The organism is Glycomyces sp. NPDC050141 (assembly GCF_055586545.1).
Genome location: NZ_JBVJHZ010000072.1, coordinates 1 through 12,188, shown reverse-complemented (window position 1 = coordinate 12,188; position 12,188 = coordinate 1). Strand labels below are relative to the sequence as shown.

Sequence of the window (12,188 nt, the reverse complement as noted above, 5' to 3'; positions counted from 1 at the left end):
CACCGAGGGGTTGTGGGGGGGGCAGGAGGCGTGACGGTGGGGGGCGAAGAGTGGGCGGGCCTCCTCGCGCCAGGCGGCGAGGTCGGCCCGCCAGCGGGGCCAGTCGGCGGGGTCTTCGGGTGCGGCGAAGATCTTCGCTACGTCGCCCTTGTCAGGGTCGATCCGGCCGCCGGGCGGCAGGTGGGTCGGCAGGTCGAGCGGCCTGGGGATGAGGGGGTTGAAGTCATTGGGAGGCAAGGAACTTGTGCACCTCCGTTCCTGTGGGGATGGAGGGTCCCGCGCCCTTTCGCTGGACGGCGAGGGCGGAGGCGGCGGTCGCGAACTCGGTGGCTTCCACAAGGGAGCGTTCGGCGGTGATGGTGTGGTCGAGGGTGGCGGCGAAGGCGCCCACGAACACGTCGCCCGCGCCGGTGGTGTCCTTGACCTCGACGGGGAAGGCGGGGACCTTCACCGGGACGGTGCCGTGGCCGCCGACGAACGCGCCTTCGGAGCCGAGGGTGATGACCACGTCGCAGCCGTGCGAGGTGAGGACGGACATGAGGGAGCGCTCGCCGGTCCCGGCCGGTTCACCAGCGAGTTCGGCGGCCTCGTGCTCGTTGACGATGAGGACGTCGACCTGGCTCAGCAGCTCTACGGGGAACGAGCCGCTCGGCGCGGCATTGAGGACCACGACGGTGTCGGCGGCGCGGGCCGCGTGCATGGCGGCGGTCACGGTGGGCAGCGGCGTCTCGAGCTGGAGGACGAGGACGTCGGCTGCGGCGATCTCGGCGAGTTCCTCTGGGGTGAGGTCCACGAGTTCGGCGTTCGCGCCCGAGTTCACGACGATCGAGTTCTCGCCCTTGCGGTCCACGAAGATCACGGCCGTCCCGGTCGGGGCGTCCACGCGGCGGTCCAGGAGCGTGATCTCGGCGTTCCGGGCCTGCCCGGCGAGGCGGTCGCCTGCGGCGTCGCTGCCGAGCGCGACGATGAACTTCGTCTCGGCCCCGGCGCGGGCGGCCGCGATCGCCTGGTTGTTGCCTTTGCCGCCGGGGAAGGACGCGGAGCCGCGCGACAGGACCGTCTCGCCGGGGGCGGGGATGCGCTCGACCTCGTAGACCAGGTCGAGGTTCGCGCTTCCGATGACGACGACGCTCATTGGGTTACCTCCATTGTCCGAATCGCTAGGGCGGTGAATCGCGCCCCTGCGAAGCCTGGCACAGACGTGGCCAGCCGGTCGTCGAGTGGCGCGATCCAGTGAGCCGGGAGTTTCGCGGCGCCGGTCGCTGCTCCCGCGATCGAGCCTGCGGTAGCGCCCGTCGAGTCGGTGTCCCAGCCGCCGGAGACGGCGAGGGTGACGGTGCGCTCGAAGTCTCCGGAGCCGCGCGCGAGGGCGAACGCGAGGAGCGCGGCGTTGTTGAGGACGTGCACCCAGTGGAGGTGGCCGTACTCGTCGTGGAGCAGGTCGATCGCGGCTTCGTCGCCGAGTTCGCCGTGGGCGAGTTCGAGGCCTCGCCGGATCGCTTTGGCGTAGCGGCTGCGGGGCGGGACGAGGGCGAGCCCGGCGGCGATGCTCGTGGCGACGGACGCGCCCGTGACGGCTGCGGCGCTGGCGGCGGCCGCGAAGACGGCGCCGTAGAGGCCGTTGCGGCCGTGGCTGAGTCGCGCGTCGGCCCAGGCCAGGCGGGCGGCTTCGCGGGGGTCGCCGGGACTGGCCCAGCCGTACAGGTCGGTGCGGATCTGGGCGCCGATCCAGTCGCGGAACGGATTGCCGACCCGGCCTGCGGCCTCGGGTTCGCGGCCGTCGAGGAGGTTGCGGTAGGTGATGCGCTCGGCGGTGAAGACCCGGCCCGCAGGGAGGAGGTCGAGCCAGGCCTGGGCGACGTCGGCGGTGGTGAAGGCGCGGCCGTGGCGTTCGAGGAGGTGGAGGGCGATGAGCGGGAAGTTGAGGTCGTCGTCCTCGGGCATCCCGTCGATGTTCTCGGCGAGGCTGGTGGGGCGGCTGCGGCGGTTCCAGGGGTACTGGGCGGCGGTCGCTGGGTCGAGGCCGTGTTCGGTGAAGTAGGTGCGCAGCGGCCAGTTGCCGGTGGCGCGGGCGATCGCGCGGATGCCTTCGAGCGGCAGCTTCTCGACGGGTTTGCCGAGGAGGCACCCGGCGGCGCGGCCGAGCCAGGCGCCGTGGACGCGGTCGGCACGGTCGGCCGGGGCGTTCTGCGGCAGGTGCGGGACGGCGGCGCTGGCGAAGGTGGCGGTGAGGTCGTCGGGCTCGTCGGCTTGGAGGCGTTCGAGATCGGGGACCCGGTCGAGCTCGTCCATGAGCTCGCGCGCGAGGGCCCGCAGCGGTTCGGGCGCGGGTTCGGGCGAGGCGCCGCTGGTGGCCGGTGTGGCCGTACCGCTTGTGGCGAGCCAGCGTTCACGGATGGCGGCAGCGTCGCGGCCGTCGAGGTCGGCGGCGGCGAGGGCGTGCGGGAGGAGGTCTTCGGGCTGGGTCCAGGACAGGCGCATCATGCGGCGGCTCCGGTGAAGGCGGTGCGGGCCTTGGCGACGCGGGCGGCGCGTTCGGCGTCGGCGGCCCAGATGTCGCGGGCGGCGGCGGCGATCACGGGGCCGGTGGCGGTGACGTCGGTGCGGCTGCCTTCGCTGACGCCCTCGATCCATTCGGTCGGGACGGCTCCGAGGCCGCCGAGGGCTCCGGCGATCGACCCGGCCATGACGGCGATCGAGTCGGAGTCGCGGCCGTAGTTGACCGCGCCGAGGACCGCTTCGCGGTAGTCGCCGCCGGTGGCGATGAGCAGGCCGAGGGCGATCGGGAGTTCTTCGATCGCCTTGGTGCGGCTGGGGATGCGGGCGTCGCGTGCTGGGGCGCGGTAGTCGGGGCCGACGGTGTCGAAGGGCTCGACGGCGCGGCGCAGGTCGGCAAGGCCGTGGCGCCAGTCGCGAATGCCCTGGGCGGCTTCGGCGACGGCGGCGATCGCGTCGCGGGTGCCGTCCTTGGCGAGCCGCAGTGCCGCCGCGACAATCGCGTCCACATCGGATTCAGGGCGCATGGCCTCGGCGACGGCCGCCGCGTAGACTCCGGCGGCCTCCCGGCCGTAGCTGGACTGGTGCGCGCCGGCGATGTCGACCGCCTCGGCGTAGGCCGCGTCGGGGTCCCCGGCGTTGACGATGCCGACGGGCGCGACGTACATGGTCGCGCCGCAGTTCACGATGTTGCCGACCCCGGCCTCGCGGGGGTCGATGTGGCCGTAGTGGAGACGGGCCACGAGCCACTTCTCGGCGAGGAAGATCCGGTGCAGCAGCAGCGCCTCGGACTCGAACTCGGGAATCCAGCGCTTGTCGCCGATGAGGAGCGGCACGAAGTGCTCGGCGATCGCGTGCGCGTCGAGGTGGCCGCGCACGGCCGCGTACACGTCGACGAGGGCCGTGGTCATCAAGGTGTCGTCGGTGATGTGCCCGTCGCCCTTGTGGTACGGGGCGATCGGGCGGGCGTTGCGCCAGTCCTCGAAGAACGGGGGCACGATCCCCTCGATGAAGCCGCCGTAGCGGGCCTGGATGGCCTCGGGCGTGTTCCCTTCGGCCGCACCGCCGAGCGCGTCGCCCACCGCCGCTCCCGCGAGGGCTCCGGTCGCCTTGCCGGTCAAGGTGTCCATGTGTCTCCTTTTCGGTTTCGGAGTCCGCCGGGGCTTAGGGCCCCTTGTCGGGGCCCTGGCGAGGCGGTATCCGAGTCCATTTGTTCGCTCGCAAGGCGGAAGGTCTTTCAGATACCGGGGTTGTATCTGAAAGGCCGACAACGCAGCGAGCGGGCAAATGGGCCGGATAGCGCCCGCCGGGGCCCCGACAAGGGGCCCTAAGGGCGCCGGCCCCGGCGGAGTTCGTGCTAGCCCAGTTCGTTCCAGCCGTCGGTGAGCTGGGTAGCCAGCTCCTCGGCGCTGATCTCGTCGGCCAGGTACTGCTGGAGGGCGGGGGTGGCGTACTGGTCCTTCCACTGCGGATAGTTCACAGCGGACTGGAACGGCGCGGCCGTGAGCCCTTCACCGGAGGCGAGGATGGCCTCCCAGCCGTTCTCCCCCGCCGTGTTCTCGGCGACCTGGGTGCGGGCGTCGCTGGAGGCCGGGATGAGCCAGTCGCCTTCGGCGAGCTTCGCCTGATGCTCGGCCTGCATGAAGAAGTCGATGAACGCGGCCGCGCCCTCCACGTTGTCGCTCTCGGCCGCAACGGACATCGTCTGCGGGTTCGCGGCCTGCGCCGAGCCCGCCGTGCCCGCGAGCGGCGGCAGCACGCCCCAGTTGAAGCCCTCGGGGGCCGACTCGGTGATCTGCTGGGCCACGTAGTTGCCCGCCACGTACATCGCGTACTTCCCGTCGAAGAAGCCCGGCAGCACGTCGGAACCGCTCTGCGTCAGCGAGACCGGGTCGAGGGACTGGTCGTCATAGGCCATCGCGTGGATGCGCTCGGGCACGGCGAGCTCGTGCTCCCCCACCGCGATCTCCACGGCGTCGCCTTCACCGGAGAAGTACGTGCCGCCGAAGCCGAGGGACAGGCTCATGACGGCGGCGGTCGGCTGCTGCATGCCCCAGCCCACCCCGTACTTCCCGTCAGCCGTCAGTTCCTTCGCGAGCGCCTGGAATTCGTCCCAGCCCAGGGTCGCACCGGCCGGGACCTCCACGCCCGCATCCACGAACGCGTCGGTGTTCACGAACACCACATAGGACTGGAGCAGGGTCGGGGCGGCCACCACCACCCCGCTCGCGGAGGTCACCGACTGCCACACGTCCTCCGAGACCGCGGACTTCACGTCCTCGCTCAGGTACGGGCCGATATCGGCCAGGTACCCCTGCTCGGCGAAGCCCATGATGTCCGCCGACTCGTCGTGGATCACGTCAGGCGCGGTGCCGCCCTGGAACTGGGTCACCAGCTGGTCGTGCACGTTGTCCCAGCTGCCCTGCACCAGCTCCACCTGCGTGTCGGGGTTCGCCTCGTTCCAGGCGGCGACGATCTCCTCGGTCGCCTTGATCGTCGTGTCCTGGAACGCGAGCGACTGGAACGTGATCGTCGAGGCGTCGGTGTCGTCGCCGCCCACGCCGAAGGCGGAGCAGCCGGTCAATGCGAGTGGCAGTGCCAGTACGCCCGCGACGGCGCTGTTGCGAGTGCGCATGGTTTCTCTCTTTCGGTAGGCACGGGCGGGTAAGGGGGTCAGCCCTTGACCGCGCCGCTGAGGAGTCCGGCCGTGAGCCGTTTCTGGATGAGCAGGAAGAACACGAGGCTCGGAATGCACGACAGGAGCGCGGCCGCCGCGAGCTGGCCCAGCTCGACCTGGCCCTCGGCGCCGAGGAAGCGCGCCAGCGCGAGCGGCAGCGTCTGCATGTCCGGGTCCTGTATGAGCACGAGCGCGAAGAAGAACTCGTTCCAGGAGTTGATGAACGTGAACAGGCTGGTGGCGACCAGGCCCGGGGCGAGCAGGGGCAGCACGATCCGGGCGAGGGTCTTGAGGCGGCCGGCGCCGTCGACCGCGCTGGCCTCTTCGAGTTCGACGGGGATGGCGGCGACGTAGCCCTGGAGCATCCACAGCGCGAAGGGCAGGGCCCAGACGGCGTAGACGAGGACGAGGCCGAGGAGGGTGTTGACGAGTCCGATGTCCTTGAGCAGCAGGAACAGCGGGATGATGATGAGGATGAACGGGAAGACCTGGCTGAGGAGAATCCAGCCGGTGGCCGCCGCCCGGAGCCTCGTTCGGAAGCGGACGAGGGCGTAGGCGGCGGGCAGGGAGACGGCGGTGACGATCGCGGTGGTCGTGACCGCGACGAGGAGGCTGTTGCCTGCGGCGGTGAAGAGATCGGCCTTGTCGATGGCGGACGTGAAGTTGTCGAAGTCGAGCTGCTGCGGGAGGAGCCCGGCGTCGGGCGAGCGCAGTTCCTGCGGGGTCTTGAACGCGGTGGTCAGCAGGAACACGAGCGGGAACCCGAGGAAGCACATGTAGGCGAGGAGGGCGAGGTACTGGAGGGGGCGGGCGAACGGGTTGCGGCCCAAGGTCTTCGGGGCTGTCGTCATTGGAGGCGCCTCCGCATCTGGCCGCGCAGGTAGAAGAACAGGAACGCGCCGATCACGATGACCATGACGTTGCCCATGGCCGCCGCGTACCCGAAGTTGCCGTAGCGGAAGGCCTCGTTGTAGGCGAACAGGCTCGGCAGCATCGTGGTCCCGCCGGGGCCCCCGGCGGTGAGCACGAAGACCAGCGCGAAGGAGTTGAAGTTCCAGATCAGGTCGAGGGTGGTGATGGCGATGACGATGGGCCGCAGGGAAGGCAGCGTGACGTGCCAGAAGCGGCGCCAGGTGCTCGCGCCGTCGATCGCGGCCGCTTCGCCGAGTTCGGCGGGCACGGACTGGAGTCCGGCCAGGAGCGTGATCGTCGTCTGCGGCATCCCGGCCCAGACGCCCACGATGATGACGACGGGCAGCGCGGTCGAGGCCTCGCCGAGCCAGTTGATGCCGTCGGGGAGGCCGAGGGCGCCGAGCGTGCGGTTGACGGGGCCGTAGTTGCGGTTGAGCATGAGCTGCCACATGATCGCGATGATCACCGGCGGCATGGCCCACGGGATGAGGGCGAGGGTGCGGGCGAGCCAGCGCAGCCGCAGGTCGAGGTTGAGGAGCAGGGCCAGGCCGAGCGAGGCGAGGAACTGCAGGATCGTGACGCTGAAGGCCCAGACCAGGCCGATCTTGAACGACTCCCAGAACAGGCCGTTCCCGGCGAGTTCGACGTAGTTCGCGAGGCCGTTGGCGTGCGTCTCGGTGTTGAGCCCGGCTTCGGCGTCGGTGAAGCCGAGGAGGACGCCGTAGACGAGGGGGTAGACGCTGAAGATCATGACGGGGAGGAGGGCGGGGAGGACGAGCAGCCAGGCCTCGCGGCCTTCGGTGGAGCGCCTGCGGCGCAAGGGTGGAGGGGTGGTCATCGGGCGGTCTCCTGCGGGGTCGATTCGCGGAGCGACAGGCTCGGGGGGATGACGAGCCTGCGGACGGGGGCGGCGGGGTCGGCGATGCGGCGGACGAGCAGTTTCGCGGCGGCCGCGGCGCGTTTTGCGGAGCCGAGGTCCACACTGGTGAGTGAGGGCGTGGCGAGTTCGGCGGTGTCGGTGTCGTCCATGCCGACCACGGACACGTCGTCGGGGACGCGGGCCCCGGCGGCGGCGAGTTCCTTCAACGCCGCAACGGCGAGGAGGTCGTTGGCGCACACGATCGCGTCCGGTGTGGAGCGCGCGAGGAGTTCGGCGACGGCCTTGCGCCCGGCACGGTAGGTGAACCCCGTTGCGGTGACCTGGAGTTCGGGTTTGACGGGCAGGTCGAAGCGGTCGGCGGCGGCGAGGTACCCGGCGAGGCGGGCCGAGCCGGGGACGGTGTCGACGGGGCCGTTCACGAGCGCGATCCGGCGGCGGCCGCAGGCGACCAGGTGCTCGACGGCGAGACCGATGCCCGTAGCCGAATCGGCGCGCACGTTGTCGAGCGCTACGTCGTCGGGGAGCGAGCCGATCACCGCGATCGGCAGTCGGCTCGACCGCATGGCGTCGACGAGTTCCGGGGTGATCCGCAGTGGACTGAGGAGGAGGCCGTCGGCGTAGCCGCGGTTGAGGCTGCGGAGCAGGTCGATCTGGTCTTGCGGGTCGCTTCCGGTGGAGGACACCACGAGTCGGTAGTCGGCTTTGGCGACCACGCCGGTGACGGCCCGCATCATCTGCACATAGACGGGGTTGCCGACGTCGGCTACCGCGAGCGCGATCTGGTCGGTGCGTCCAGTGCGGAGGGTACGGGCGCTGGCGTCGGGGACGTAGCCGAGGGCGTCGGCCGCCTCGCGGACCTTGCGGGTCAGTTCTTCAGAAGCCGAGCCCCCGTTGAGGACTCGCGAGACGGAGGCGACCGAGACCCCGGCGCGAGCGGCCACGAGCGCCAGGCTCGATCGCTTCGCAGGCATGGGCGGCCCCTGTCCTCGTCGTTGAGAACGTTCTTAAGAACGATTTCACGAACGCTAGCAGAGTTCACCTTCATTGTCACTATTCAATGTTCGGCTTGTGAGTCGGCAGGTCAGCCGCTGTAGGGCATCACCCGCGCGATCTGGATAGTGCCGTCGCCGCCCGCGGCGGGATAGGCGACGCTGCCGTCGTCGTAGGCCTTGAACGCCTGGAAGTTGTGGTCAGGTACGTCGATCGAGAAATCATCTCCTACGGCGGTGCCGCTGCCAGAGTTCAGGATTCGAGCGGCGATGCCGTCGCCGTCCTCCCAGGCCAGCAACATGAGGCCCTGCCCGTAGTTGACGAGGTGCGGATGCGCGGATTCGATTCCCGTCTCGATGGAGTTGGAGTTCGGATCGAAGTGCTCCAAGCGGATCTCGCCGCCTTGGCTCCAGGCGGTCCAGTAGTGCGGACCATCGCCGGTGTAGATGAGGTCGCCGCCGAAGAGGGTGCCGTCGCAGACGCCGAAGGCGACCGTCTCATAGGGATCTGGTTGCGCGATACGGCATTCGTTGTCCGTGGCGCAGACCATCCCGAACGCTTCCTTGTCGGGGTTCCAGACGATCCGGGTGTTCCAGCTGTGACTGCAGCCGACCTCGAAGCTGTCGGCGTGGTCGACAAGATTGCCGTCCTTGTCGACGACCTGCATGCGGTCGCCCTGGTGGATGTCGACGCAGCCGCCGTTGGCGACGGTAATGGCGACGCCGAAGTAAGCGGCGAAGTTCTCGCCGTCGGTCGCGAGGCGGCCGTGGTGCTGGTACCACCAGATGAAGCGGGCGCCGTCGTCGTAGCCGCCGAGGCCGTCGCCGAGGTTGGTGACCTCGCGTTCCCAGACCTGGTTGCCGTCGTTGTCGAAGCGCACCATGTGCATCGTGTTGCAGGGGCTGGACTCGCCGCCGCAGAGCTGCCCGCCGCCGCAGTCGCCTTCGCGGGTCACGAGCACGACGACGCCGTCCTCATCGGCGATGACGTCCTGGAGGTCGATGCCCTCGAACGCGATCGGGTCGCCTTCGAGCTCGTCGTCGCAGTCGAGCTTGCCGAGGTGGATCTGGTCATCGGTTCCCACCCACGCGAGCCAGGACCCGCCGGGCCGCGCGGCTATGGCCATCGGCAGGCGGTCGGTGTCGCCTTCCTGCCCGTATCCGATCGCGTTCGCGTCGACCTGGGTGACGGTGACTTCCGGTGCGGCGCTGGGGACCCGCTCGCACTCCCCCACCGCTTCGGGCGAGGGGGACTCGGAGGGTCCGGCCAGCGCGGCCGCGTCGGGGGCTTCGTCGGTGGTCGCGGCGGCGGTCTCGGAGGTGCTGGCCGAGGACTCCAGGGCCTCGTCGTCGCCTTCAGAGGCGGTGGGCGAGGTCGCCAGGGCCGTGGCCATGGTCGTCCCCGCGAACAGGAGTGCCGCCGCGGCGGCCACTATGGAGATGCGTTTCCAGTTCGCCAAGCGGGGCTTCCGTTCATCGGAAGCCGAAGGCTGCGAAGGTCTACTCATTGCCGGTTTCGTCCTTCGATATGCCCGCGCGCGGCCGGGCCGCGCGTGGAATGTGGATCTAGCAAGCCGACCCTACCCACAGCGCGATGACCGTTCACATGCTGCCCTCAGACGGCGGCGTCCCGCGCCTGCGCCAGGTGCACCGTGTCGATGTAGCGGGCGATGGCGTCCCTGTTGCGGGACATGACCGCGATGCGCTCGGTCATGCCGTCGAGTTCGCGTTCGAGGAGGTGGAGGGTCTCGGGGGTGGCGTCATAGACGAGGATGTCGCGGGGCTGTTTGAGGCACGGCAGCACCTGCCGGATGACCCGCGTCGGCATGCCGGTGTCGAGGAGGCCCCGGATCTGCAGGGCCTTGTCGACGCTCTCGGCGCTGTAGTTGCGGTAGCCGTTGGCGCAGCGGTCGGGAACGAGCATGCCCGTCTCTTCGTAGTACCGCAGCATCCGCCGGGGGATGCCGGTCCGCTCGGACAGCTCGCCGATTCGCATATGTCGCACCTCACTCGGTCCTGGCTTGACCCTCACATAGGTGTGAAGGTCGGAGGGTACAGGTTATGACCACAACGCATGCCGATCGTATTCCCGATCAGACGAAACCTGTTGCGCCCGAACGACTCCCGCTCTGGCCGCTGCTGGCCCTCACCACGGCCGCGTTCATGGCGATCCTCACTGAGGCGCTGCCCGCCGGCGTGCTGCCGGAGATGGCGGCCGGGATGTCGGTGAGCGAGTCCGCGGCCGGGCAGACGCTCACGGTCTACGCGCTGGCCACGGGCTTCTCGGCGGTCCCGGTCGTCATGGCGACCGCGTCGTGGCCCCGGCGGCGGCTGATGCTCGTCGCGGTCGCGCTGTTCGCGATCGCCAACGCGGTCACGGCGGTCTCGTCCTCGTACCTCCTGACGATGGGCTTCCGGCTCGCGGCGGGCGTGGCGGCGGCGGTCGTGTGGGCCGAGCTGGTCGGGTACGCGCGCAGGCTCGCGCCGCCGCACCTGCAGGGGCGCGCGATCGCGCTGACGATGGCGGGCGTGCCGCTGGCGCTCTCGCTGGGCATCCCGTTGGGGGCCTTCCTGGGCGACCTGTTCGGGTGGCGCCTGACATTCGGCCTCATGGCGGCCGTCTCGGTGCTGCTGATCGTCTGGATTCGCGCCGCGGTGCCGGAGTTCCCGGGCCGGAAGGCGGGCGAGCGGCAGTCGATCCTCGGGGCGCTGCGGCTGCCGGGCGTGGTCGCGGTGCTGTTCACCGTCGCGGCGTACATCCTCGCGCACAACATCCTGTACACGTACATCGCGCCGTTCCTGGACGCCAACGGGATGGACGGCCACCGCGAGGCGGTGCTGCTGGTGTTCGGCGTCGCTTCGGTGTTGAGCATCGTGGTGACCGGGGCACTGGTGGACCGGCGGCTGCGGCTGCTCACGATCACCGGCGCGGTCCTGTTCCTGGTCGCTGCCGCAATGCTCACGGTGTTCGCCTCGAACCCGGTGACGCTGTTCGCCGCGGTCGTCCTGTGGGGACTGGGCTGGGGCGGGGTGCCCACGGTGATGCAGACGGCGGTCAACGACGCGGGCGGGGACCGGGCGCAGCCGCTGCTCGTGACCACCTGGAACTCGTTCATGGCGGGCGGCGGCGCCCTCGGCGGGGTCATGCTGGGCTCGTTCGGGGCCGGGTCGTTCCCTTGGGGCGTACTGGCGTTGATGGTGCCGGTGCTCATCGTGGTGATCGCGGCGCGGGGGCACGGATTCCCGAGCAGGCGACCGGGACTGGAGTCCTGAAGTTTCGGAAACCATAGATGTGCATCTATGCGTTGACCGGATGCGGTGCGCGCCATAGTATGGCGAAAAGTCGCCCGAAAACCTTTTCGGAATGTTTCGGGTGCCTACCGGCCTTACCTGCCTCACGGAGGTATGCAAATGGAAGCACAGCAATCGACCTCGCGGTTCTCGCGCCGCGCCGCACTGCTCGGGGCGGTCGCCGCACCGGCGGCGGGGGCGCTCGGCTCCCTCGGGTTCGCCGAGGGCGCGGGCGCCGCGCCGCCCACGGGCACCGTCCGCACCTACTGGCTGCGGCCGACCGACGTCCCGTACGACCAGCGGTACCCGGACGGGATCGCCAACGTCATGCGCGAGACCCAGCGCTACTACAAGCAGGAGCTGGGCGTCACGTTCAAACTCAACGACCCGGTCGTGGAGGTCGTCGCGGGCGAGCACGACGCGGCCTGGTACGAGAACACCCCCAACGGCGGCGAGGAGTACTGGTGGGTGGTGTTCAACATGCAGCAGGAGCTGATGCGCCGGCTCGGCCTGAACGCGCCCGACCGCCGGTGGATCAACATCGGCGAGATCAGCGCCGAGAAGGAGGGCGTCTCGGGCGGGGGCGGTGGCGGCGGCTGGGCGATCCTGTCCGGCCACGACGCCGACGGCGCGGCGGGCCTCGGCGGCGACATGAACCGCTGGTACGGCGGCATGGTCCACGAGATGGGCCACGCCCTCGGATTGCCGGACTCCAGCTTCACGGACGGCACCCCGATGTCGGCGTCGTTCTACGCGTACCCGAACTGCCACTTCAACACCCAGCAGAAGAACGGCATCCGCAACGGCCCTTACGGCAGCTTCCTGTCGTAAATGGACGGATCGGCAGCGGGGGGGGGGGGGGGGGGGGGGGGGGGGGGGGGGGGGGGGGGGGGGGGGGGGGGGGGGGGGGGGGAGGGGGGGGGGGGGGGGGGGGGGGGGGGGG

11 protein-coding genes and 1 pseudogene are annotated in these 12,188 nt (G+C 70.3%); 2 read left to right on the top strand and 10 right to left on the bottom strand.

Features of this window, described 5'->3' with window-relative positions:
- The 10 genes and pseudogenes from ACZ60M_RS25150 to ACZ60M_RS25105 all read right to left on the bottom strand — a co-directional run.
- Window positions 1-237: pseudogene (locus ACZ60M_RS25150) on the bottom strand (hypothetical protein); the annotation flags it as partial.
- Window positions 224-1,135: a ribokinase gene (locus ACZ60M_RS25145; RefSeq protein WP_465421946.1), complete on the bottom strand. Its 912-nt coding sequence runs from the start codon at window positions 1,133-1,135 to the stop codon at window positions 224-226. The gene ACZ60M_RS25145 and the pseudogene ACZ60M_RS25150, both read right to left, overlap by 14 nt.
- Complete coding sequence (locus ACZ60M_RS25140; RefSeq protein ID WP_465421945.1) at window positions 1,132-2,484, bottom strand: ADP-ribosylglycohydrolase family protein; 1,353 nt, start codon at window positions 2,482-2,484, stop codon at window positions 1,132-1,134. The genes ACZ60M_RS25145 and ACZ60M_RS25140 overlap by 4 nt, the downstream gene beginning before the upstream one ends.
- Complete coding sequence (locus ACZ60M_RS25135; RefSeq protein ID WP_465421943.1) at window positions 2,481-3,626, bottom strand: ADP-ribosylglycohydrolase family protein; 1,146 nt, start codon at window positions 3,624-3,626, stop codon at window positions 2,481-2,483. Before ACZ60M_RS25135 ends, ACZ60M_RS25140 begins: the two co-directional genes overlap by 4 nt.
- Before the next feature lie 227 nt (window positions 3,627-3,853).
- Complete coding sequence (locus ACZ60M_RS25130; protein WP_465421942.1) at window positions 3,854-5,131, bottom strand: ABC transporter substrate-binding protein; 1,278 nt, start codon at window positions 5,129-5,131, stop codon at window positions 3,854-3,856.
- A 38-nt stretch (window positions 5,132-5,169) separates the two neighbouring features.
- Window positions 5,170-6,024, bottom strand: a complete 855-nt coding sequence (locus ACZ60M_RS25125; protein WP_465421940.1) for a carbohydrate ABC transporter permease — start codon at window positions 6,022-6,024, stop codon at window positions 5,170-5,172.
- Window positions 6,021-6,923 carry a carbohydrate ABC transporter permease gene (locus ACZ60M_RS25120; protein ID WP_465421938.1) on the bottom strand — a complete coding sequence of 301 codons (903 nt, stop codon included), beginning with the start codon at window positions 6,921-6,923 and terminating at the stop codon, window positions 6,021-6,023. The genes ACZ60M_RS25125 and ACZ60M_RS25120 overlap by 4 nt, the downstream gene beginning before the upstream one ends.
- Entirely contained in the window at window positions 6,920-7,936 is a 1,017-nt protein-coding gene (locus ACZ60M_RS25115) for a LacI family DNA-binding transcriptional regulator (RefSeq protein WP_465421936.1), read from the bottom strand. The genes ACZ60M_RS25120 and ACZ60M_RS25115 overlap by 4 nt, the downstream gene beginning before the upstream one ends.
- A gap of 110 nt (window positions 7,937-8,046) precedes the next feature.
- The gene (locus ACZ60M_RS25110) at window positions 8,047-9,462 is read right to left on the bottom strand and encodes a hypothetical protein (protein ID WP_465421934.1); all 1,416 of its coding nucleotides are present in this window, start codon (window positions 9,460-9,462) and stop codon (window positions 8,047-8,049) included.
- Between the two features lie 107 nt (window positions 9,463-9,569).
- Window positions 9,570-9,950 (bottom strand): MerR family transcriptional regulator, encoded by a 381-nt coding sequence (locus ACZ60M_RS25105; protein WP_465421933.1) that lies wholly within the window; start codon window positions 9,948-9,950, stop codon window positions 9,570-9,572.
- Between the two features lie 65 nt (window positions 9,951-10,015).
- On the opposite strand from ACZ60M_RS25105, the gene ACZ60M_RS25100 reads away from it, so the two are divergent.
- Together ACZ60M_RS25100 and ACZ60M_RS25095 are read left to right on the top strand one after the other, a co-directional pair.
- Entirely contained in the window at window positions 10,016-11,227 is a 1,212-nt protein-coding gene (locus tag ACZ60M_RS25100) for an MFS transporter (protein WP_465421931.1), read from the top strand.
- 138 nt (window positions 11,228-11,365) lie between these two features.
- Window positions 11,366-12,076 (top strand): hypothetical protein, encoded by a 711-nt coding sequence (locus tag ACZ60M_RS25095; protein ID WP_465421929.1) that lies wholly within the window; start codon window positions 11,366-11,368, stop codon window positions 12,074-12,076.
- Window positions 12,077-12,188: the final 112 nt, after the last annotated feature.

Coding starts and splice junctions, on each gene's coding strand:
- ACZ60M_RS25145 (WP_465421946.1), bottom strand. CDS start 1,135: ATGAGCGTCGTCGTCATCGGAAGCGCGAACCTCGACCTGGTCTACGAG.
- ACZ60M_RS25140 (WP_465421945.1), bottom strand. CDS start 2,484: ATGATGCGCCTGTCCTGGACCCAGCCCGAAGACCTCCTCCCGCACGCC.
- ACZ60M_RS25135 (WP_465421943.1), bottom strand. CDS start 3,626: ATGGACACCTTGACCGGCAAGGCGACCGGAGCCCTCGCGGGAGCGGCG.
- ACZ60M_RS25130 (WP_465421942.1), bottom strand. CDS start 5,131: ATGCGCACTCGCAACAGCGCCGTCGCGGGCGTACTGGCACTGCCACTC.
- ACZ60M_RS25125 (WP_465421940.1), bottom strand. CDS start 6,024: ATGACGACAGCCCCGAAGACCTTGGGCCGCAACCCGTTCGCCCGCCCC.
- ACZ60M_RS25120 (WP_465421938.1), bottom strand. CDS start 6,923: ATGACCACCCCTCCACCCTTGCGCCGCAGGCGCTCCACCGAAGGCCGC.
- ACZ60M_RS25115 (WP_465421936.1), bottom strand. CDS start 7,936: ATGCCTGCGAAGCGATCGAGCCTGGCGCTCGTGGCCGCTCGCGCCGGG.
- ACZ60M_RS25110 (WP_465421934.1), bottom strand. CDS start 9,462: ATGAGTAGACCTTCGCAGCCTTCGGCTTCCGATGAACGGAAGCCCCGC.
- ACZ60M_RS25105 (WP_465421933.1), bottom strand. CDS start 9,950: ATGCGAATCGGCGAGCTGTCCGAGCGGACCGGCATCCCCCGGCGGATG.
- ACZ60M_RS25100 (WP_465421931.1), top strand. CDS start 10,016: ATGACCACAACGCATGCCGATCGTATTCCCGATCAGACGAAACCTGTT.
- ACZ60M_RS25095 (WP_465421929.1), top strand. CDS start 11,366: ATGGAAGCACAGCAATCGACCTCGCGGTTCTCGCGCCGCGCCGCACTG.